24 protein-coding genes and 1 riboswitch are annotated in these 19,837 nt (G+C 69.1%); of the genes, 9 read left to right on the top strand and 15 right to left on the bottom strand.

Annotation, left to right across the window (positions count from 1 at the left end; all coding sequences use genetic code 11):
- Positions 1-23 precede the first annotated feature (23 nt).
- Genes AAHA49_RS01530 through AAHA49_RS01515 form a run of 4 tightly spaced genes read right to left on the bottom strand, consistent with a single transcriptional unit; the run spans position 24 to position 2,803 of the window.
- Complete coding sequence (locus tag AAHA49_RS01530; protein ID WP_342036938.1) at positions 24-503, bottom strand: SufE family protein; 480 nt, start codon at positions 501-503, stop codon at positions 24-26.
- A complete protein-coding gene (locus tag AAHA49_RS01525) occupies positions 503-1,405 on the bottom strand; it encodes a sulfurtransferase (RefSeq protein WP_342036937.1) in 903 nt (300 codons plus the stop codon). Before AAHA49_RS01525 ends, AAHA49_RS01530 begins: the two co-directional genes overlap by 1 nt.
- 50 nt (positions 1,406-1,455) lie before the next feature.
- A complete protein-coding gene (locus tag AAHA49_RS01520; RefSeq protein WP_342036936.1) occupies positions 1,456-2,280 on the bottom strand; it encodes an alpha/beta fold hydrolase in 825 nt (274 codons plus the stop codon).
- 16 nt (positions 2,281-2,296) lie between these two features.
- Complete coding sequence (locus tag AAHA49_RS01515) at positions 2,297-2,803, bottom strand: SRPBCC family protein (protein WP_342036935.1); 507 nt, start codon at positions 2,801-2,803, stop codon at positions 2,297-2,299.
- Positions 2,804-2,864: 61 nt separating this feature from the next.
- Between AAHA49_RS01515 and AAHA49_RS01510 the strand changes: the two genes are divergently transcribed.
- The gene (locus tag AAHA49_RS01510) at positions 2,865-3,320 is read left to right on the top strand and encodes an NUDIX hydrolase (RefSeq protein WP_342036934.1); all 456 of its coding nucleotides are present in this window, start codon (positions 2,865-2,867) and stop codon (positions 3,318-3,320) included.
- Between the two features lie 46 nt (positions 3,321-3,366).
- On the opposite strand, the gene AAHA49_RS01505 is transcribed toward AAHA49_RS01510, so the two are convergent.
- The 3 genes from AAHA49_RS01505 to AAHA49_RS01495 form a co-directional block, all read right to left on the bottom strand.
- The gene (locus AAHA49_RS01505) at positions 3,367-4,323 is read right to left on the bottom strand and encodes an iron-siderophore ABC transporter substrate-binding protein (RefSeq protein ID WP_342036933.1); all 957 of its coding nucleotides are present in this window, start codon (positions 4,321-4,323) and stop codon (positions 3,367-3,369) included.
- A 125-nt stretch (positions 4,324-4,448) separates the two neighbouring features.
- Positions 4,449-5,930 carry an amino acid permease gene (locus AAHA49_RS01500; protein ID WP_342036932.1) on the bottom strand — a complete coding sequence of 494 codons (1,482 nt, stop codon included), beginning with the start codon at positions 5,928-5,930 and terminating at the stop codon, positions 4,449-4,451.
- Between the two features lie 58 nt (positions 5,931-5,988).
- A complete protein-coding gene (locus tag AAHA49_RS01495) occupies positions 5,989-7,236 on the bottom strand; it encodes an FAD-dependent oxidoreductase (protein WP_342036931.1) in 1,248 nt (415 codons plus the stop codon).
- Positions 7,237-7,359: 123 nt separating this feature from the next.
- On the opposite strand from AAHA49_RS01495, the gene AAHA49_RS01490 reads away from it, so the two are divergent.
- Positions 7,360-8,055 (top strand): TetR/AcrR family transcriptional regulator, encoded by a 696-nt coding sequence (locus tag AAHA49_RS01490; RefSeq protein WP_339393668.1) that lies wholly within the window; start codon positions 7,360-7,362, stop codon positions 8,053-8,055.
- Positions 8,056-8,089: 34 nt separating this feature from the next.
- Here the strand turns inward: AAHA49_RS01490 and AAHA49_RS01485 are convergent, their stop codons facing one another.
- Together AAHA49_RS01485 and AAHA49_RS01480 are read right to left on the bottom strand one after the other, a co-directional pair.
- Positions 8,090-8,782: a response regulator gene (locus AAHA49_RS01485; protein WP_425286490.1), complete on the bottom strand. Its 693-nt coding sequence runs from the start codon at positions 8,780-8,782 to the stop codon at positions 8,090-8,092.
- Positions 8,775-9,911: a sensor histidine kinase gene (locus AAHA49_RS01480; protein ID WP_339393669.1), complete on the bottom strand. Its 1,137-nt coding sequence runs from the start codon at positions 9,909-9,911 to the stop codon at positions 8,775-8,777. Before AAHA49_RS01480 ends, AAHA49_RS01485 begins: the two co-directional genes overlap by 8 nt.
- A 152-nt stretch (positions 9,912-10,063) precedes the next feature.
- On the opposite strand from AAHA49_RS01480, the gene AAHA49_RS01475 reads away from it, so the two are divergent.
- Positions 10,064-10,774, top strand: a complete 711-nt coding sequence (locus AAHA49_RS01475; protein WP_339393670.1) for a DedA family protein — start codon at positions 10,064-10,066, stop codon at positions 10,772-10,774.
- Here the strand turns inward: AAHA49_RS01475 and AAHA49_RS01470 are convergent.
- Both AAHA49_RS01470 and thiE read right to left on the bottom strand, forming a co-directional pair.
- Positions 10,728-11,642 carry a ketopantoate reductase family protein gene (locus AAHA49_RS01470; RefSeq protein WP_339393671.1) on the bottom strand — a complete coding sequence of 305 codons (915 nt, stop codon included), beginning with the start codon at positions 11,640-11,642 and terminating at the stop codon, positions 10,728-10,730. The genes AAHA49_RS01475 and AAHA49_RS01470 overlap by 47 nt on opposite strands.
- On the bottom strand, positions 11,639-12,331 hold the full coding sequence (gene thiE, locus AAHA49_RS01465) for a thiamine phosphate synthase (RefSeq protein WP_342036930.1): 693 nt from the start codon (positions 12,329-12,331) through the stop codon (positions 11,639-11,641). Before thiE ends, AAHA49_RS01470 begins: the two co-directional genes overlap by 4 nt.
- 23 nt (positions 12,332-12,354) lie before the next feature.
- Positions 12,355-12,458, top strand: a riboswitch (TPP riboswitch).
- Between thiE and thiO the strand changes: the two genes are divergently transcribed.
- The 5 genes from thiO to AAHA49_RS01440 all read left to right on the top strand — a co-directional run bounded on the left by thiO (position 12,449) and on the right by AAHA49_RS01440 (position 16,532).
- Positions 12,449-13,579, top strand: a complete 1,131-nt coding sequence (gene thiO / locus AAHA49_RS01460) for a glycine oxidase ThiO (protein WP_339393673.1) — start codon at positions 12,449-12,451, stop codon at positions 13,577-13,579. (Overlaps the previous riboswitch by 10 nt.)
- Before the next feature lie 54 nt (positions 13,580-13,633).
- Positions 13,634-13,870 (top strand): sulfur carrier protein ThiS, encoded by a 237-nt coding sequence (gene thiS, locus AAHA49_RS01455; protein ID WP_339393674.1) that lies wholly within the window; start codon positions 13,634-13,636, stop codon positions 13,868-13,870.
- Between the two features lies 1 nt (position 13,871).
- Positions 13,872-14,660 (top strand): thiazole synthase, encoded by a 789-nt coding sequence (locus AAHA49_RS01450; protein ID WP_342036929.1) that lies wholly within the window; start codon positions 13,872-13,874, stop codon positions 14,658-14,660.
- Positions 14,657-15,826 (top strand): molybdopterin-synthase adenylyltransferase MoeB, encoded by a 1,170-nt coding sequence (gene moeB / locus AAHA49_RS01445; protein WP_342036928.1) that lies wholly within the window; start codon positions 14,657-14,659, stop codon positions 15,824-15,826. The genes AAHA49_RS01450 and moeB overlap by 4 nt, the downstream gene beginning before the upstream one ends.
- 118 nt (positions 15,827-15,944) lie before the next feature.
- A complete protein-coding gene (locus AAHA49_RS01440) occupies positions 15,945-16,532 on the top strand; it encodes a TetR/AcrR family transcriptional regulator (protein WP_342036927.1) in 588 nt (195 codons plus the stop codon).
- Between the two features lie 83 nt (positions 16,533-16,615).
- Here the strand turns inward: AAHA49_RS01440 and AAHA49_RS01435 are convergent, their stop codons facing one another.
- Positions 16,616-17,095: an SRPBCC family protein gene (locus tag AAHA49_RS01435; RefSeq protein ID WP_342036926.1), complete on the bottom strand. Its 480-nt coding sequence runs from the start codon at positions 17,093-17,095 to the stop codon at positions 16,616-16,618.
- 47 nt (positions 17,096-17,142) lie between these two features.
- Between AAHA49_RS01435 and AAHA49_RS01430 the strand changes: the two genes are divergently transcribed.
- Positions 17,143-17,790: a mismatch-specific DNA-glycosylase gene (locus tag AAHA49_RS01430; protein WP_342036925.1), complete on the top strand. Its 648-nt coding sequence runs from the start codon at positions 17,143-17,145 to the stop codon at positions 17,788-17,790.
- Between the two features lie 16 nt (positions 17,791-17,806).
- Here AAHA49_RS01430 and AAHA49_RS01425 read toward each other — a convergent pair whose 3' ends face one another.
- The 3 genes from AAHA49_RS01425 to AAHA49_RS01415 all read right to left on the bottom strand — a co-directional run bounded on the left by AAHA49_RS01425 (position 17,807) and on the right by AAHA49_RS01415 (position 19,604).
- Positions 17,807-18,391 carry a thymidine kinase gene (locus tag AAHA49_RS01425; RefSeq protein ID WP_342036924.1) on the bottom strand — a complete coding sequence of 195 codons (585 nt, stop codon included), beginning with the start codon at positions 18,389-18,391 and terminating at the stop codon, positions 17,807-17,809.
- A 26-nt stretch (positions 18,392-18,417) separates the two neighbouring features.
- Positions 18,418-19,053 (bottom strand): PepSY domain-containing protein, encoded by a 636-nt coding sequence (locus AAHA49_RS01420; RefSeq protein ID WP_342036923.1) that lies wholly within the window; start codon positions 19,051-19,053, stop codon positions 18,418-18,420.
- 89 nt (positions 19,054-19,142) lie between these two features.
- Entirely contained in the window at positions 19,143-19,604 is a 462-nt protein-coding gene (locus AAHA49_RS01415) for a VOC family protein (RefSeq protein ID WP_342036922.1), read from the bottom strand.
- Positions 19,605-19,837 lie beyond the last annotated feature (233 nt).

The following is a 19,837-nucleotide window of genomic DNA, read 5'->3' as shown; positions in this document are numbered from 1 at the left end:
CGCTCAGCCAACCGAGGTCGTCGTCACGCGGAGGTGATTGTGCCGATTCTCTCAGACACCTGCCGCTGGATGCGCGAGAGCATGCCGCTCATCCCGCGCAGGCGCAGCGGGCTGACCGCCTCAGTCAGCGACAGCCGCAGGGGCAGGTCCGCGGGGACGGAGAGGACCGCCGAGGCGGACTGGCCGTCGAGACCTTCGGAGAGGATCCCCGCGAAGCCGCGCGTCGTCGGGGCCTCCGGCGGAGCCGAGAAGTGCAGTCGAACGATCGCCTGCTCACCCTGCTCCGGATCGTCGACCTCGGTGACGAGGAAGATCGGCGACTGGCATTCGGGCACCGGTTCGAGCAGCTCGGGATGGTCGGCGAAGCGCGCCGGGAGCTCGGGCAGCTCGGAGGAGAACTCGAGGAGGAGCTGCAGCCGGTCGGCCGGGTCGGTCTCGGCGAAGTCGGTGACGATCTCGGCCAAGGATTCCGGCAGGTCGGAGGTGACGATGCCCTCGCTCATCAGCGGCTTTGCACCTCGCCAGGTTCGGTGCCCACGGCGATGGGCACGCGCACGGCGTTGCCCCATTCGGTCCACGAGCCGTCGTAGTTGCGGACGCGGTCGTAGCCGAGGAGGTGCTGGAGGACGAACCAGGTGTGGCTCGAGCGCTCACCGATGCGGCAGTAGGCGATGATGTCCTCGGAGGTGCCCAGGCCCGCGCCCTCGGTGTAGATCGCGCGCAACTCTTCGGCGGTCTTGAAGGTGCCGTCCTCGTTCGCGGCCTTCGCCCAGGGCACCGACTGGGCACCGGGGATGTGTCCGCCGCGCAGGGCGCCCTCTTCGGGGTACGCCGGCATGTGGGTGCGTTCGCCCGTGTACTCCTCGGGGCTGCGGACGTCGATGAGCGGTCGGGTGCCGAGGCCGTCCCTGACCTCGGGCAGGAAGGCCCGCAGGGTCGAGTCGTCGCGGTCGATGACGGGGTAGTCGCTCGGCGTGCGCTCGGGTCGGGCCGTGGTCAACTCGCGTCCTTCGGCCTCCCACTTCGCCCGGCCGCCGTCCATGAGGCGGACGTCGGCGTGGCCGAAGAGCGAGAACACCCACAGGGCGTAGGCGGCCCACCAGTTGGACTTGTCGCCGTAGAAGACGACCGTGTCCTCACGGGAGATCCCCTTGGCCGAGAGCAGCTTCGCGAAACCCTCCCCGTCGACGTAGTCGCGGGAGACCGGGTCGTTGAGCTCGGTGTGCCAGTCGATCTTGACGGCACCGGGAATGTGGCCGGTCTCGTAGAGGAGGACGTCCTCGTCGCTTTCGATGACGACGACGCCGGGGTCGTTGCCGTGCTCGGCCACCCAGTCGGTGCTCACGAGTCGGGATCCGTCGGCGTAGTCGGCGAACTTGGGCGTCGGGTCACTCGGTGTGCTCACTCGGTCCTCCTGGGAAGCGATGTTCGTGGTCATACTGCTCAACAGTGTGCTCAACCAGCATATTCCGGTCGCTCGAGGAACGTCCGCACGGCCGTCACGAAGGCCTCGGGCTTCTCCGAGTGGACCCAGTGGCCCGAGCCTTTGACGGTGAGCAGTGTGGTGCGGGGGAAGAAGGAGCGCATGAGCGGCAGCTGTGCGCGGTCGATGTAGTCCGACTCCGCCCCGGCCATCCACAGCACCGGACGGTCGAAGGTTGCGGACCCGCCGGCGCGAGAGGTCAGTTCCGTCGCGTCCGGGAATCCGCCGATCGTCGGCAGACTCGCACGCAGCAGGGTGAGGTTCGGCTGCCACGCATAGCCGTCCGGTGAGGGGCGGAGGTTCTGCAGCAGGAATCCGCGCACGACCGGGTCGGGGATCGACGCCTGCAGCGCCTGATCCGCCTCGGTGCGCGAGACGACGGCGCCGAGGTCGAGCTCGGCGAGGCTCGAGAGGAGATGATTGAAGGTCCCGACGTCCCCTCCCCCGCTCGGGGCGATGTCGACGACGACGAGGCGGTCGACGAGCTCGGGGTGGCGCAGGGCCAGGACCATGGCGACCTTGCCGCCGAGGGAGTGCCCGACGAGGTGGACCGGCCTCTCCTCGGGGGCGGTCACCTCGGCGATGTGGGCGGCCACGGCATCGGCGATGTCGACGTAGCTGAACTCCTCGGTCCACGCGGAGTCGCCGTGGTTGGGGAGGTCGACGAGGAGGCTCGAGAACTCCGGGGTCAGCGCCTTCGCGACGGTGGCGAAGTTCTTGCCCCGGCCGAAGAGCCCGTGGAGGAAGACGATGAGCTTCCCGCTCTCCCCGATGCGTCTGCTGGCGATCGTACTCACGCCACCAGACTACCCGTCACCTGCGGCGGGTCATCGTCTTCTCCAACGAGGCCAGGGAGGCTGCGAGGAACGCGGGCGGGAAGACGGGGAAGCCGCCGAACTTGTCGCGCACGTCCTGCGTCGTCTCCGACCAGTCGTAGGTCAGCGTCACCTCGGTGCCGGCGTCGACCGGACGCAGGTCGTAGCGCCAGCGCCAGCCGCCCGTGGCCACCTCGCCGGCGGCGTCTGCCTGCCCGGGATCCCAGGCGATCGCCGTCTCGGGTTCGAAGGTCGTGACGACGTTGTCCATCCGGTAGGCCCCGCCTGCCTGCTCGAGGAACATGTTCATCGAGAACACCTGACCGGTGCGGGTGATCGGTTCGGAGGTGATCGACGAACGCACCCAGTCCCCCGGTTCGGTGTCCTGGTGGCGGCCGGGGTCGGAGAGGAGCGCGAAGATCTCCCCCGCCTCGGCGGGGATGACTCGGGTCGCGGACATCTTGTCGTCGGGATAGGCGTCGGTGCGCGCAGAGGTTTCGGCCATGGTCTCAGCCTAGGCACGGGGCGAGCGGTTGTGAAGGCGGCCACATGGGTAGGGTGTGGGCATGGACTTGCACTTCTCCGAGTACGACACCCGCCTGGCCGGCTATGCGGTGATCGTCAACGACAGCAATGAGATCCTGCTCAGCTGGTTCAACGGAGGAGGCGAACCGTCACGGGCCCTGTGGACGCTGCCGGGCGGCGGCATCGACTACGACGAGAGCATCGAGGCCGGCACGGTGAGGGAGATCCGGGAGGAGACCGGATTCGACGCGGAGCTCCTCCGTCCCCTGACGACCCACAGCTTCACCGAGAAGCGCCGAGGCGGCCGCCCGTTCAAAGGGGTGCGGGTCGTCTATCTCGCCGAGATCGTCGGCGGGACGCTGGGCACGCTCGAGGTCGACGGCACGACCGATCGGGCGGAGTGGATCTCGGTCGCCGCCCTGTCGCGCATCCGGCACGCCCGCATCATCGACGTCGGTCTCGATGCCTGGCGTGCCGAACGCGCGCAGCAGCGGTAGCAGCGGTGAGCCTCGCTCGGCTGCGCTGAGCAACCCTGCGGGTCGGCTACTTGACGGCCGGCTTGATGAGGTCGGGCATCTTCTCGACCGCGTAGCGGGCCGAGAGCACGGAGTTGAGTGAGAAGGCCTTGCGCAGTTCGTCGTCCTTCTCCGTGAGCACGATCGAGCGGCCGTCGGCGACAGCGGGGATCCGCTTGAAGCCCGGATCCTCGGTGACCTCGGAGTCGGGCACATAGATCGGGAATGCGACGAGGAGGTCGGCGTCGAGGTCGCCCAGCTTCTCCTCGGACACCGGAGCGCTGAACCCTTCTGCCTTGAGGGCGTCGATCTTCGGCGACTGGGTGAAGCCGAGCTTCTCCATGAACTGCACCCTCTCGGTGCCCTTGACGTAGGCGCCCCACCCTTCCGAGGTCTTCGCTGCGACGGTCACCGTCTTGCCCTGGAATTCGGGGTTGGCCTCACGCGCGGCGGCGAACTGCGCGTCGAGGTCGCTCAGCTGCTTCTTCCCCTCGTCCTCCTTGCCCAGCGCCTCGGAGATCATCGTCACCTGGTCGTCCATCGACGTGAGGTAGTTGTCGCCGCCCTTGGGCGGGCCGACGGTCGGGGCGATCTCGCTGAGCCGGTCGTAGCGCTGCTGCTCGCCCGAGCTCTTGACGTCGAGGATGAGGTCGGGGTCGAGGGCGGCGATCGCCTCGTAGTCGGGTTCGAGCGTCGCGATGATCTCCGGCGCCGTGTCGTAGAGCTTCTCCGCCCACGGGCCGACGCCCGAACCGCCGAACTCGACCCAGTCGGAGGCGCCGACGGGCTGGACGCCGAGCGCCAGCGCAGTCTCCGCGTCGCCCCAGCCGAGGGCGACGACGCGCTGCGGATCGGCGGGGACCTCGACGGCCCCGAACTTCGTGTCGACGGTCGCGCCGGGGGCGGCCTCCTGGTCGCTGCCGCCGCCGGAGCAGGCGGTGAGCAGCAGCGCCGAGGCGAGGATGGGGGCGAGGATTCTGCGCATGGATCTCTTTCTCGGTTCGTCCCGCTGACACGGATGCGTCTGCGGCCTTAGGTGAGCCTAGCTTAATCCACACGCGCGGGTGCGCAGAATCCTCGGCCGGCAGGACTGCTTGCTGCTCTGGCGACTCAGTCCTTCGGTGCGATCTCGAGTCCGCCGACGTCGACCGACTCGAGCGGCACGAGCCCGGAGGCCGGTCCCTTGACGAAGCGGTAGATGCCCCATACGAGGAGGAAGACGGGCAGCCCGATGTAGGCGGAGGCGACCTCCATGACGCGGCCGTCGGCGACGGCTTCGATGTTCTGCCCGGCGACGACGACGATGAGAATGATGAGGGCGATGATCGGACCGACAGGGAACAGCGGCGCCCGGTACGGCAGGTTCGCGACATCGTGGCCCTGCCTTACGTAGGCCCGCCGGAACCGGAAGTGGCACCACGCGATGCCGATCCAGACGATGAAGCCGGAGAGTCCGGAGACGTTGATCAGCCACGTGTAGGCCGCCCCGTCGCCCATCACCTCGGTGAGGAAGCCGAAGAGGCCGATGAGCGCGGTGGCGATGAGCGCCATGACGGGGACGCCGCGTTCGTTGAGGCGGGCGAAGAGCTTCGGCGCCGTGCCGTCCTTGGCCATCGAGTAGAGCATGCGGGTCGAGGCGTAGAGGCCGGAGTTGCCGGCGGAGAGGATCGCGGTGAGGATGACGGCGTTCATCACGCTTGCGGCCACGGCGATGCCGGCGCGTTCGAAGACGAGGGTGAAGGGCGAGGCGGTGATGTCGTTGTTGTCGGCCGAGGCGAGCAGGGAGGGATCGGTGTAGGGCAGGAGGAAGCCGATGACGACGATCGCGCCGATGTAGAAGAGCATGATGCGCCAGAACACGGTGCGGATGGCACGCGGCATGTCGCGGCGCGGGTCCTTCGACTCCCCTGCGGCGACACCGACGAGTTCCGTGCCCTGGAAGGAGAACCCGGCGATCATGAACACGCTGATGATCGACATCCAGCCGCCGACGAACGGCGCCTCCCCGGTCGTCCAGTTCGAGAATCCGGGTGAGCGGCCGCCGATGATGCCGGCGATCATGAGCACGCTGAGGATGAGGAAGAGGAGGACGGCGGTGACCTTGATCGCGGAGAACCAGAACTCCCCTTCGCCGAAGGCGCGGGCGGAGAGGAAGTTGAGTCCGGTGAGCAGGGCGAGGAAGACGGCTGCCCAGATCCATGAGGGGACGTCGGGCAGCCAGAAGGACATGATGACGCCGGCGGCGACGAGTTCGGCGGCCAGGGTGATCGCCCAGTTGAACCAGTAGTTCCAGCCCATCGCGAAGCCGAAGGCGGGGCTGACGTACCGCGATCCGTACGTGTGGAACGACCCGGCCACGGGCAGGTGCGTCGAGAGTTCGCCGAGGGACTGCATGACGAAGAGCACCATGATGCCGATCGCGGCGTAGGCGAGCAGCGCCCCACCGGGTCCCGCCTGGGAGATCGTTCCGCCCGAGCCGAGGAAGAGTCCGGTGCCGATGGCGCCGCCGATCGCGATCATCTGCAGGTGCCGCGAGTGCAGTCCCCGCTTGAGTTCGCGGGTCTTCTTCGCCGAGGTGTCCGCCTGAGTCATCCTGCCCCTTGCTCGTTCCGGTCGGACCCGATTGCGGGCCACGGCCATTCCTATCACATCAGTGCGACGACGAGGTCGACGATGACGACTGCGGACGCTCGAGGCGGTGTTCGAGCAGTCCGATGATCGAACGGAGGACGAGGCGCAGGCTGAGGCGGCGCACGATCTGACTGCGCAGAGCCGCAAAGAGCGTCGAGGACCGGAACATCAGGCGTGCGAGTGAGCGCGAATTGCCCTGTGCCTGCTCGACCCGAGGGCGGGCGATCTCCTCGAACCGGGCGAGGTCAGTTGGCAGGCTCATCCGATCGGCGGTGCGCAGGGTCTCGCTGAGCACCCATGCCGATTCCATCGCCATTCCCGCCCCTACCCCGGCGGTGGGGAGGAATCCTGCTGCGGCATCGCCGAGGAGGACGGTCGCACCGGTCGTCCATCGGGAGCTGCGGACGTCGTGCAGCGGCCACCAGTAAGGATCCGCGGCATCCTCGACGGCACGCAGAGACGCGTCGAGTCGTGGGCTCAGCGACGTCAGCCTCCCCCGGACCTTTCGGGCGAACCGGGCCACCCGGCCCTCGCGGATCTCCTCAGGGCCTCCGAGGAAGATGCCGAGTCTGTCCTTGACGGGATAGGCGCCGAGGAAGAATCCGTCGCCCCACACCTCCGTGCCCGTCCCCGGCAGGTCATCGGCGTCGGCCCACACGACCCAGCCGCCCCAACCGGTCTCAAATCTCTCGACGTCACCGGCATCGACGAGGTCACGGGTGCGGGACTGCAGACCGTCGGCGATGACGACGAGGTCGAAGGTCCACGCAGCCGGCTCGACACCGTCGGTGACGAGGTCGACGCACACGTCCTCATCCTCGCGGATCGCCGTCACAGTGGTCCCGAATGCGACGGGAGTCTCAGCTGTGGTGAGCACCTCGATGAGGTCGCCGCGCGCGATCCCCCGATATTCTCCGTACGCGGAGAGCAGCGCACCGATGTCCCCGCCGCTGAGCACGTCACCGCGGTGGGAGTGGAAGGCGTAGTCGTCGATGACGACACTGCGTTCACGATAGGCATCGCGGATGCCGAGCTCGTCGATGACGGGGTCGATGAGCGGGAGAAGGGCGAGCATGTAGCCCGCAGCGTCGTGGCCGATCATCCGGTCGGGGGTCGCCGAGCGTTCGATGAGCACGGGATGGCGTCCCTGGGTGCGCAGGAGCTGGGCCAGCGTCACTCCGGCGATGCCGGCCCCGACGATGAGGATGCGCAGCTCACCGTCCTCGATGTCCGTCCACTGCTCGGCGACGCTGCGTCGACTGATCATAATGGCTCTCCTCGCTTCTGTTCCGCGGCGGCCCCGAACGGTTGTGGACCACCTGGTCCATTCACGATAGCACGCTGTGGACCAGATGGTCCAGAAGGTGTCGTCGCTTGCTACGATGGGCCCGTGACCGAGACCCCGTTCGCCCGCATGGCCCCCGAGAAGAGGGACGCCCTCGTCACCGCCGCCGCCCGCGAGTTCGCCGCGCACCCGGCCGCGGAGGCCTCGCTCAATCGCATCATCGCGGCGTGCGGGATGAGCAAGAGCTCCTTCTACCACGTCATCGACTCCAAGGATGAGCTCCTCGGCATCGTCGTGACCACCCTGACCGAGCGGGCGCTCGAGGACTGGCGACCGCCTCGCCCCGAGGACTTCGCCGTCGACTTCTGGTCGGTCGCGGAGTCGATGTGGGATGGTGCCATGCGCAGCTGGCCGGAGAGCGAAGCACTGGGTCTGCTCTGGCGCATCGTGTGGGCAGAACCCCGTCATCCGAGCGTGGAGGGGTTCCACGCCGCTGTCGACGCATGGCTCTCCGCCGTGCTCGACGTGGGCCGGCGCACCGAAGCCGTCGACGCCGGTGCGCCGGCAGAGCTGCAGGCTGTCGCGCTCATGTCCCTGCTGCGTGGGTTCGACCGATGGTCGCTCGCCCTCATCGACGCCGACTCGGCTGCTCAGAGCGATGACTCTGCAGCAGAGAACAGCGGCTTTGCCGAAGAGCGCGGCAACCCATCCGCGGGCACCGGCTCTCTGCCGAGCAGTGCCGAGGTCGCTGCGCTGGCGAACCAGCAGTTCCGGCTCGTGCGCCGCCTCCTCGAGGCGTGAATCTCCCTGCTCGCGCTAGGCGCATGCGCGAGTCTCAGCCGCGGTCGAGGTAGCGCAGGACCGCCGCGACCCGGCGGCTCGTCGTCTCCCCCGCCTCGAGTCCGAGCTTGTCGAAGATCGCGCTGATCGCCTTCTCGACGGAGCTGACGGACACGAAGAGGCGTTCGGCGATCCCCCTGTTCGACAGTCCTTCGGCCATCGCTTCGAGGACGTCGTTCTCCCGCGGGGTGAGCGCCGAGAGCGACGAGGCCTGCTCCGAGGAGCGCAGCAGCTGGCGGACGACCTCGGGGTCGATGACGGTGCCGCCGACCGCGATGCGCATCACGGAGTCGAGGAACCGGTCGATGTCGGTCACCCGGTTCTTCAGCAGGTAGCCCACCCCGACGATCTCGGAGCTGAGGAGTTCGGTGGCGTATTCGCGCAGCACGTACTGGCTGAGCACGAGGACGCCGATGTCGGGGTGCCGGCGTTTGATCTCCAGTGCCGCTTCGAGCCCTTCGGTCGTATGGGTCGGCGGCATGCGGACGTCGACGATCGCCAGCTGCGGGGTGAGCGCGTCGACGGCGGCGAGCAGCTGGACGCCGTCGTCGACCGAGGCCACGACCTCGATGCCCTCATCCTCGAGCAGGCTGCGCACGCCTTCGCGCAGCAGCACCGCGTCATCGGCGAGGACGACGCGCAGTCTCCCGGTCTCCACTACCGAATCGCCCGTGGTCGGCTCACTCATAGGGGATCTCCGCTCTCACTGTCGTTCCCTTCATCGTCGCAGTCTCGATGCTCAGCTGCCCGTCGAGGGCGTTGACCCGGCGGGCCAGCCCCTGAAGACCCGACCCAGTAGGATCGGCACCTCCGCGACCGTCGTCGACCACCTCGGCGAGGAGACCATCCGTACCATCATGGACGCGGATGGTGATGGACTGGGCGCCCGCGTGCTTGACGACGTTCGTCACGGCTTCACGGACGAAGAAGTACGCTGCGGACTCCACGGCCTGCGGCAGGCGCCGGTCCGGGAGCTCGAGGATCCTCACCGGGACGGGGCAGTGATCGGCGATGCGGTTGAGGACGGAGCCGAGCCCCTGGTCGTCGAGGGCGGTCGGATAGACCCGCCATGCGACCTCGCGCATCTCGTCGATGAGGTCCTGGGACTGGACGAGCGCGGAGTTCAGGAGGGCTGAGACCTTGTCCGGGTCGGTGGCGCGCTGGGCGCGGGCGATGAGGACGGAGAGGGAGACGACGTTCTGCTGCACCCCGTCGTGGAGGTCGCGTTCGATGCGTCTGCGCTCGTCGTCGATGGCGACGACGACGCCGCGCCTGGTCGTGAGGAGTTCGGAGATCCGGCTGTGTCGGGCGTTCGGGCGGGAGACGACGGCGACGGAGGCGTCGATGCGACCGTGGAGCCAGTTCGCGAGCTCGGCGAGGACGACCGCCCCGATGAGGTTCGCGGCCCCGTAGAGGACGCCGACGAGGATCGTCGGCTGGCTCATCGTCCACAGGGAGAAGCTGATCGTCACTCCCCCGCCGGCGAACAGCCCCTGCAGGAGCGAACCCACGGTGACGAAGACGAAGCCGGTGAGGAGGTTGAGGACGGGGATGACGGCAGCCAGCGCGAGAAGCCCGGTGAGCGCCACCGGCCCCCGCCGGGGTGCGCACCCGGTGAGGACGATTCCGAAGCACCGCTGCTGCCGGCTCCGCTCCCAGCCCAGGATCCGGCGGGAGAACCGCGTCGAGAGCGGAAGGCAGGAGACGAGGAGGAGCGGCAGGCACAGCAGTCCGCCCCACAGCACGCCGAGCACGGAAAGCACCCACCGGCGCGCGAACATGCGCGGTTCGCGGGGAATCGTCGCAGGCCAGGGCATGGCTCGATCGTAGCAACGCGGCACCGGGCCGAGCAGGGGCCTGACCGCAGCGCTCGTTCCGGTTTCCCTCAGTGCATCGTCGGGAGATCCGCCTCCGGTCGTGGGTGCGTCCTCGTATCGCTGCGGCCCGAGCGTGCGTACGGTGGTGAGACATGGACTTCGCTCTCGACCTCATCCGCCAGACGCTCGAATCCCCGTGGCTCTACCTCCTCATCGCACTCGTCGCGAGTCTCGATTCGCTCGTGCCGATCGTTCCCTCGGAGACCGTCGTCATCACCGCGGCCGCGTATGCGGTCACGGGCAGTCCGCATGCGGCGGGCATCATCGCAGCGGCCGCTCTCGGAGCGCTCCTCGGCGACCTCGCCGCCCACTGTGTGGGCCGCGGGGGCAGCCGGGTCACCGATCGGTGGGTGCGCTCGGCCCGCCTGCGCCGTCTCCTCGACGCGACGCAGGCGATGTTCGGTGAGCGCGGTGGGGCGATGCTCGTCGCCGGACGGTTCATCCCCGGCGGGCGCACCGCCACGACCATCGCCTCGGGCATGCTCCGCTATCCGCTCGGCCGGTTCCTCGCCGTGGACTTCATCGGCTGCCTCGCCTGGTCGGTCTACGCGGCCGGGATCGGCCTCCTCGGCGGGGCGATGTTCCGCGACCAGCCGCTGTGGGGCGTCGTCCTCGGCGTCGGCATCGCCTTCGTCCTCACGGGCCTCGCCGAGGCCGTCCGCCGTCTGCGCGGAAGGCGGGCAGGCCGGTCGGCTGGGACGCAGCCCGACCGGTCCGCGGCGGGTTCCGCGGACGACCACGGTGCCGCCGAGCCGGTCAGTCCGATCGGTCGATCTCGCCTGCTCGCAGCTGTACGAGAGTGAGGTCGAGCAGCGGCGTCGCCACCCCGAGTCCGGCCGCCGTGGCCGCGAGGTGGCCGAGGATGTGCTCGGTCTCGTTCGGCAGTCCCGCCGTGACGTCACGGTAGAGGGACGAGGTGAACGACGAGCCCTCCGCGGTGAGCATCGACAGGGTGGCCGCGCGGGCGCGGGCGGAGACGGGGTGTCCTGCCCGCATCGCCACGGCTTCGAGTTCGTCGATGATCGCCACGACGTGGGGTTCGCCTCCGGCGGCCATGATCGCTCCGACAGGGGCGCGGAAGAGGCAGGTGACGACTCCGGCCGCGGCGATGAACACCCATTTCTCCCACAGCGCATCGTCGACGGAGTCGATGACCTGGAGGCGGAAGCCGGGAACGTCGAGGGCCTCGACGATGGCGGCCGGCACCTCTCCCCCGCCGAGGCGACCGATCGTCATCGTCGCCAGATCCGTCATCTGCACGACGTCGTATCCGCGCATCGTGCCGACGATCTTGACGAGCCCGCCGAGCACCTGGTCCGGGAACTCCTCGCGCAGCCGGTCGATATGGGCCATCCCGTTGAGGAACGGGATGATGAGCGTGTTCGGACCCACCGCGGGCCGCAGGTCGTCGATGATCGACTCGAGTCCCCCGGCTTTGACGGCCAGCAGGATGAGGTCGGCAAGCTCGGAAGTCGCGGCGAGCTCCTCGGCGGTGACCACGACCACCGGGTTCGTCCGGTCCTCGTCAGGGCCGATGAAGCGCAGACCGGAGGCGCGCAGCGCCTCGGCACGTTCGCCGCGGACGAGGAAGGTGACGTCGCGACCGGCTTCGACCAGACGGGTGCCGAAAGCTCCGCCGGTGGCGCCGGCGCCGGCGATGAGGATCCTCACAGTGCACCTGCCTGACTGCGGGTGAGTTCGCCGCGCAGCTGCGCGGCGGCTGCGGCAGGGTCGGCCGCCTCGGTGAGGGCACGGACGACGACGATGCGCTCGGCTCCCGCCTGCCGGACGGCGTCGAGGCGCTGCCCGGAGGCGATCCCGCCGATCGCGAACCACGGGGTGGTCACGGTGCCGGCGATGGTCGTCAGCGGTTCGAGGCCGACGGCAGGCCGGCCCGGTTTCGTCGGGGTCTCCCACACGGGGCCGAGGCAGAAGTAGTCGATCTCCGGGTCCGCCTCGGCGGCGAGCGCCTGGTCGACCGAGTGCGTGGAGCGGCCGAGGAGGACGTCGGGTCCGAGGACACGGCGGGCCTGGGCGCTCGTGAGGTCATCCTGCCCGACGTGGAAGACGTCGGCGCCGACGAGGAGGGCGACATCGGCGCGGTCGTTGACGGAGAAGAGCCTTCCGTGACGCCGGGCCGCGTCCCTGAGGACCTCGAGGGCGGCGATCTCCTCGCGGGCTTCGAGGGCTTTGTCCCGCAGCTGGATGATGTCGACGCCTCCCGCGTAGGCGGCGTCGAGGAACTCCGGCAGATCCCCCTGTCTCCTGCGGGCGTCGGTGCACAGGTAGAGGCGGGAGTCGGCGAGCGCTCGCTGCCGCTGTGCGCGGGTGATGTCTCGCTCTGCGGTGGACGTTGTCATCGCGGGAACCATGCTCCTAGAGTAGAGGAGTTCGCGGGAGCCTCGCATGGGAGGCTGAGAGGGCTTCGTGCCGACCGTCACACCTGATGCGGGTCATGCCGCCGGAGGGAGAATCGCATGCACGTCATCGTCATCGGGGCCGGGATCATCGGCCTGGCCACGGCGTGGGAGCTCGAGTCCCGGGGAGCCGCGGTCACGGTCGTCGACCCGCAGCCGGGTGAGGGAGCGACGTACGCGGCGGCGGGAATGATCGCCCCAGCTGCAGAGATCGCCTGGGGCCAGTCCCCGCTCTTCCCGCTCATGCGCGCCTCGGCCGCGCTCTACCCCGACTTCTCAGCCCGGTTGGCCGCCGCCTCCGGCGACGACCTCGGCGAGACTGCGGCGGAGACCCTCGTGTGCGCCGGCGACCGTGCCGACCTCACCACTCTGCGCGAGCTCCGCAGCCTGCAGATCCGGGCGGGTTCCGCGGTCGAACTTCTCACCGGGTCCCAGGCCCGTGCTCTCGAACCGGCGCTGGCGCCGGGTGTGTGCGGTGCCGTGCGGATCCCCGGCGACCATGCGATCGACCCCCGCAGGGTGACCGCTGCCCTGCTCGGTCTGCTCGCCGAGCGCGTCGTGCGCATGGAGGCCATAGAGATCGTGCGCACCGCGGGTCGGACCACCGGGGTGGGCCTGTCCGACGGGAGCCTGCTCACCGGCGACCAGGTCGTCATCGCCGCCGGGGAGGCGGGCAACGCGATCGCCGAGGCGCCCCTGCTGCCGCTGCGCGCCGTCCACGGCGACATCATCCGCCTCCGCAGCGACCCCCAGTCGCCGCCGCTGCTCACCCGCACGATCCGCGGACTCGTCGCCGGCCGACCCGTCTACATCGTGCCCCGACCCGACGGGGAACTCGTCCTCGGGGCCACCTCACGCGAGGACGGTCGCCCCGGTGTCCTCGCCGAAGGCGTCCACCGGCTCCTCCACGACGCCGAACGCCTTGTGCCCGGACTGCTGCGCGCAGAGATCACGGAGATCACCGCCCGCGCCCGTCCCGGGTCCCCCGATGACCTGCCGATCATCGGGCGCACCGATCCCGGCTGCGTCGTCTCCACCGGATACTTCCGACACGGAGTCCTCCTCGCACCGCTGGGCGCGAGACTCGGCGCCGACCTCGTCCTCGACACCGACTCCGAATGGCTGCCACCGGGTGCTCTCGAGAGTCTTTCCCCCGAACGGTTCGAGCGCGAGCCGGCGCCTGCACACTGACATCGACCACCACTGCGGACTGCTCCACCGACCCACCACTGCAAGGAAGACACCATGATCATCACCCTCAACGGCGAGAGCCGGGAACTCGAAGCGGGCACCACCGCCCGCGCGCTCGTCGAAGACGTCACCGGTCGACAGCTGACACCCGACGGCACCCCGGCCGACGGCGGCCGCCTCGGTGTGGCACTGGCCATCGACGGCGAAGTCGTCCGCCGCGGACTCTGGGCCGACTTCACGATCGAAGGCGGGCACACCGTCGACCTCGTCACCGCAGTGCAGGGAGGCTGAGATGAGCTGGACGATCGACGGCACGACCTTCGACTCCCACCTCGTCATGGGCACTGGTGGGGCGAGCACCCTGACCATCCTCGAAGACGCACTCACCGCCTCGGCGACAGAGCTGACGACGGTCGCGATCCGCCGCTTCGACGCCGAAGCCCGGGACTCGGTCTTCGCCCTGCTTCAGCGGCTGCACATCCGGGCCCTGCCCAACACCGCCGGATGCTACACGGCCCGCGACGCCGTACTCACCGCACAGCTGGCCAGGGAGGCGCTCGAGACCTCGTGGGTCAAACTCGAGGTCATCGCCGACGAGGACACACTGCTGCCGGACCCTGTCGAGCTCTTCCGCGCCGCCGAGGAACTCGTCCTCGACGGCTTCGAGGTCTTCGCCTACACGAACGACGACCCGGCGCTGGCGAAACGGCTCGAGGACGCCGGAGTCGCGGCGGTCATGCCCGCGGGTGCCCCGATCGGTTCGGGACTGGGCATCCTCAACCCCCACAACATCGAAACGATCGTCTCCCGCGCGCAGGTGCCCGTCATCCTCGACGCGGGCATCGGCACGGCCTCGGACGCGGCGCTGGCGATGGAGCTCGGGTGCACGGCGGTGCTGCTCGCCTCCGCGGTCACCCGCGCCCACGACGCACCGGCGATGGCCCGGGCGATGGCCCTGGCCGTCGACGCAGGACGCCTGGCCGCCTCGGCCGGCCGCATCCCCAAGCGTCCCCTCGCCCTCGCCTCGTCGCCGGAGACGGGCCTGATCGACTCGGTGGAGAACCTGGTGATGGGACCGTGAGCGGCGCCCCGGTCCTCGCCCCTCTCGTCGAGCCCGTCGCGCAGCTCTCCCGGGAGGAGGTGACCCGCTATGCCCGGCACCTCAGCCTGCCCGAGGTCGGGGAGATCGGGCAGCGGCGCCTGCGCGGGGCCCGGGTCCTCGTCATCGGTGCCGGCGGGCTCGGAGCACCGGTGCTCCAGTACCTCGGGGCGGCGGGCATCGGCCACATCAGCGTCATCGACGACGACCGGGTGGAGACCTCGAATCTCCAGCGCCAGATCCTCCACCGGGATGCCGACGTCGGTCGGCCGAAGGTCGAATCGGCCAGGGATGCCCTCGTCCGTCTCGACCCGCACCTGTCAGTGGAGGCAATCGACGACCGGCTCACCCCGGACAATGCCCTGAGTCTCTTCGCCGCCCACGACCTCGTCATCGACGGTGCGGACAACTTCGCGACCCGGTACCTGTCGAACGATGCCGCCGAACTCACCGACACACCGCTCGTCTGGGGCACGATCTTCCGCTTCGAGGGTCAGGTGAGCACGTTCGTGCCCGGGCACGGGCCGATGCTGCGCGACCTCTTCCCCGACATCCCGGACGCTGATTCGGTGCCGAGCTGCGCCGAGGGCGGGGTGCTCGGGGTCCTCTGCGGCCTCGTCGGGTCGACGATGGCCGCCGAGGCGATCAAGCTCATCTGCGGCATCGGCGAGCCGCTCATCGGCCGCCTCCTCCGCTGTGATGTGCTGACCACGGCGTTCACGACCCTGCGCTTCTCCGCCGACCCGGACCGAAGGGCCGTCACGGACCTCGCCGAGGTGACTGCGGCCTGTGCGGCACCCGCCGTGACCGCTGCTCCCCCGGTGGCCGAGGCGACTGTCGCCGAGGTGCGGGACGGCAGCGGTGGGGCCGTCATCGTCGACGTCCGCGAGTCGTGGGAGCGGCAGATCGTGAGCATTCCCGGCTCTGTGCACGTGCCGCTGGCCGCGATCGTCGCCTCCGGATGGCCTGCCCTCGCCGAGGCGGTCGGCGGTGCCGCAGACATCGTCCTTCACTGCCGGTCAGGGGTCCGTTCGGCCACGGCTCTCGAGGCGGCGGCGCCCGGTGCCCCGGCTGGGGTGCGCCTACGGTCATTGGCGGGCGGGATCGAGGCGTGGACTGCGGCCGCGGCTGACGACCAGCAGCCCTGACCAGAGACGACCCCAATGGCCCCCGCTGACTTCATCGTCTCTGAAATCACGATCACCTTCTATGACAGTCGACATAGCGCGAACTATGATCGATGGCAACTCTGATCGAGGAGGCGCCATGCCGAACAACCCCCGCGAGCGGATCGTCGCCGGAGCCGCGGACATGCTCGCCCGGGGCGGACTGGCGCGCACGAGTGTGCGCGAACTCGCCCGTCATGCCGACACTCCGTTGGGGTCGACCTACCATTACTTCCCCGAGGGCAAGCCGCAGCTCGCCCGTGAAGCCGTCGAGTATGCGGGCGAGTCGATCTCGACGATGCTCGAAGCGGCTCTGCAGGACGGGCCCGTCGACGGTCTGCGCAGTCTGCTTGCGGTCACGCGCACGATGCTCATCGACAGCGAGTTCGAAGCCGGGTGCCCGGTGTTCTCGGTCGCGGTGACGGAGTCGCGCTCCGGATCGACGCAGGGTGCCGTCGACGCCGCGAAGGAGTCCTTCTCCCGCTGGGAGAGGGCGCTGCGGGTAAGCCTCGTCGAGGCGGGTGTCGACAACGACGACGCCGAGGGGATCGCCGCTCTCACCGTGTGCTCGTTCGAGGGCGCGGTCGGGGTGTGCCGGGCCGAGGGCAGCACTCGGGCACTCGACACCGTCGAAGACTTCCTCACTGGCCTCATCACGCACGCGCTGCCGCCTGCCGACCACCGGTGACCGTGCGGCACCCGCGGTGCGAAGTCGGGTGCGGTGCGGGAACGAGCGCCTGCGGTTCGGGGTCGCGTGCCCGCGGTTCGAGCTCAGGTGAGTGCGCTCAGTCGGCTGCGGAGACCGCGTTCTCCTGAACGCATGACCGCGGAGTGCAGTCCTGCGGAGAGGGGGCGCACCAGCCGTGGCAGGAGGCGTTTCGTCGTCACGCACCACACGGCGTCGATGACGGTGAGCGGACCCGAACTGTCGAGTGTCCACACACCGCGGCCCCGCAGATCGCCGTCGCAGTCGAGCACGACCTGCCGAGGCGGGGCGATGCGCTCGATGCGCAGTCGCAAGGTCAAGGTGAGGCCCACCGGGCTGCGCACGACGATGTCGGCGCGGGACCCTTCCACGAGCATCCCATCGAGGGCATGAGTCTCGGCGATCCCCGGCCACCACCGGGGCCAGTCGTCGATTGCGGAGAGGACCTCCCAGACCGGTTCGACCGCCTCGGCGACGCGCCAGGCCGTCTCGAAGTGGAAGGGCGGGGATTCGCCGGCACCCGGTCGGGTGTGCACGTGGCTCATGGTCTGGTCCGTTCGATTCGTCGTGCTTCGACGGTAGTCTGGTCGACGTGTCCGAGGAAAATCGCAGGTCCCGCAGACCGTCGCCCTTGGCGGGGAGGAAACCGACGAAAGACGATCTCGCCCGGTTCGCCACAGACGGTCCCGACGCGATCGACGACGTGCTGCCCGCCCGACCCGGGGAGCTCTCCCTGCTCATCGTCGGCATCAATCCGGGACTGTGGACGGCGGCGGTCAATGCCCCGTTCGCCCGTCCGGGCAACAGGTTCTGGCCCTCGCTGCACCAGGCCGGGCTGACCGATCATCTCGTCGATGCCTCTCTCGGGCTCTCTGCCGCCGATGAGGAGCATCTGCTCTCCCGGGGCATCGGGATCACCAATCTCGTCGGGCGGGCGACCGCTCGCGCGGACGAACTCCGCGCCGAAGAGCTGCGTGCCGGTGGGGCGCGGCTCGTCGAGCGGCTGTCGGAGATCCGCCCGAAGGCGGTGGCGATCGCCGGGATCACGTCGTTCCGGATCGCGTTCTCGCAGCCGAAGGCAACACTCGGCGTGCAGGACGCCTCGCTCATTCCGGGCTGGCCCGAGGACGTCTCCCTGCGGGTTGTGCCGCAGCCGAGCGGACTCAACGCGCACTACAACATTCCCGCGCTCGCGGAGATCTGGCGTGAGGTGTGGGCGGACATCGTCTCGACCGACTGAGTCATCCCCGTCGGCGTCAGTTCCCCTCAGTACCGGTTCCGAAGTGCTCTCGGCAGCGGGCGACATAGGAGTCGAGGCCGCCGATGTGGCTGGCATCGATGTCGGTGGCTGCGCCGACCGCATCGGCGGAGAGGCGTTCGTGGAAGACGGCGTCGCGACCGCAGATCGTGCAGACGGCGGTGAGTTTCGTGACGTCTTCGGCGACGGCCATGAAGCTCGGCAGCGGTTCGAAGGGCGTGCCGTCGAACGTCACGCACAGTCCTTCGACGATGACGTCGATGCCGCGGCTGAGGAGGTCGTCGACGACGGGGATGAGGTCGGGGCCGAAGAACTGGGCCTCGTCGATGGCGATGAGGTCGAAGTCCTCTCTGCGGGCCGCCTCGGCGAGGGCGGTGACGTCCGGGACGGGAACGGCGGGGACGGTGACGCCGATGTGGGAGGTCACGGCGAAGAGCTCGGCCCGGGTGTCGAGGGCGTGGCTGATGACGAGCGCATTGATCCCGGCGATGCGGGCGCGCCGGACGCGGCGCATGAGCTCTTCGGACTTGCCCGAGAACATCGGGCCGGTGATCACTTCGAGTCGACCGGTGGGTGCGCGCATGGCACCAGACTACGACGGATGACGGTTCAGCCGTCCACGGTGACGCGCTTGGAGTCGACGTCGACGCTCACTTCGGTCTCGGTGCCGTTGTCGTCGAAGTCGAACTGGTACTCGGTGCGATCGTCGTCGGATTCGAGCTTCCACCCGGTGAGGCGTCCCTTGCCCTGATCGGAGGCGAGGTCGAACGCCTCGCCGTAGATCATCGGCGACTTGAGGTCGATGGCCTTCTCGGTGTCGTTCGTCGTGTCCTTCTCGTTCTTGACGATCTTCCCGGTCTCCGCATCGACGTCGATGTCGAAGTCGGTTCGGTCCTTGAGGATCTTCACTTCGTACTGCCACGCGCCGTCGCGTCGGTCGTAGTCGAGTTCGATCGCGTGGAGTGTTCCGTCACCGGCCGCCTTCTGCGCGGTGGCGATCGCCTCATCTGGGGTGACCCGGGGCGAGTTCCTGCTGAGGTCGGCGTCTTCGGGCAGGCCGGTGGTGTTCGCTGAGGGTGCGGGCGAGGACTGACCTGAGGAGGTGTCGTCGGACTGCGTGGGAACCGGGTCGCCGGATGTCTGCGACGGTGGGGCGTCCTCACTTCCTCCGGTGCAGCCTGCCAGGGTGAGGCTGAAGGTGAGGGCGACGACGGCGGCGAACGGTGCGGGCGAGGCGGTGTTCATACCTGCCACGGTAGCAATGCCGCTGTTCTGGGGACGGGGTCTCTCAGAATGCGTCGGCGGCGCTGGTCGGCGGCCGCGTCCTGCCGGTGTCAGTCGAGGCAGAATTCGTTGCCTTCGGGGTCGGCCATGACGATGAAGCCGGTCTCCATCGGCGGGCTCGGTTCGAAGCGTTCGAGCCGGGTCGCGCCCAACGCGACGAGGCGGGTGCATTCGGCTTCGAGGGCGTTCATCCGGTCGTCGCCCTGGAGCCCGGGGGCGGCACGGACGTCGAGGTGGACCCGGTTCTTCACGGTCTTGCCTTCCGGCACCGTCTGGAAGAACACTCGCGGTCCGCGGCCGGCAGGATCCTCGATGGCCGCCCTCATGTCCTCGGGTCGCATCTCGACGCCGAGGGAGGAGAGGAAGTCCCGCCACGCGTCGAAGGGGTCGTCGTCCTCGCCGAGGGTCACTCCCGGCGGACCGGGGACGACGTAGCCGAGCGTCTCAGCCCAGAATCTGGCGAGCAGGATCGGGTCGTGACTGTCGAAGGTGATCTGCACGGAACGGCTCATGGTGTCTCCTCATCGAGATCGTCTCGGGTGGGCCTGCAGACGGTGCGCCCGTCGACCGGGCGCCCCAGGCTGTGTGCCTTTCCGCCGAGACTAGTCGACGGTCCTGACATCGACGTCCCATCGATCAGTCCGGTCTCAACGACCCGCGTGACCGCCGAGAATCAGGTGCGAGCTCCGTGAGTCGGGCGGATCTCGTTGGCATCAGCCGGTCGGGGCCGAATAGGATCGTCCTG

Origin of the sequence: Brevibacterium ammoniilyticum (genome assembly GCF_038429965.1) — a bacterium.
GTDB classification, from domain to species: Bacteria; Actinomycetota; Actinomycetes; order Actinomycetales; family Brevibacteriaceae; genus Brevibacterium; species Brevibacterium ammoniilyticum.
This window is presented reverse-complemented; position numbering and strand designations above follow the sequence as displayed.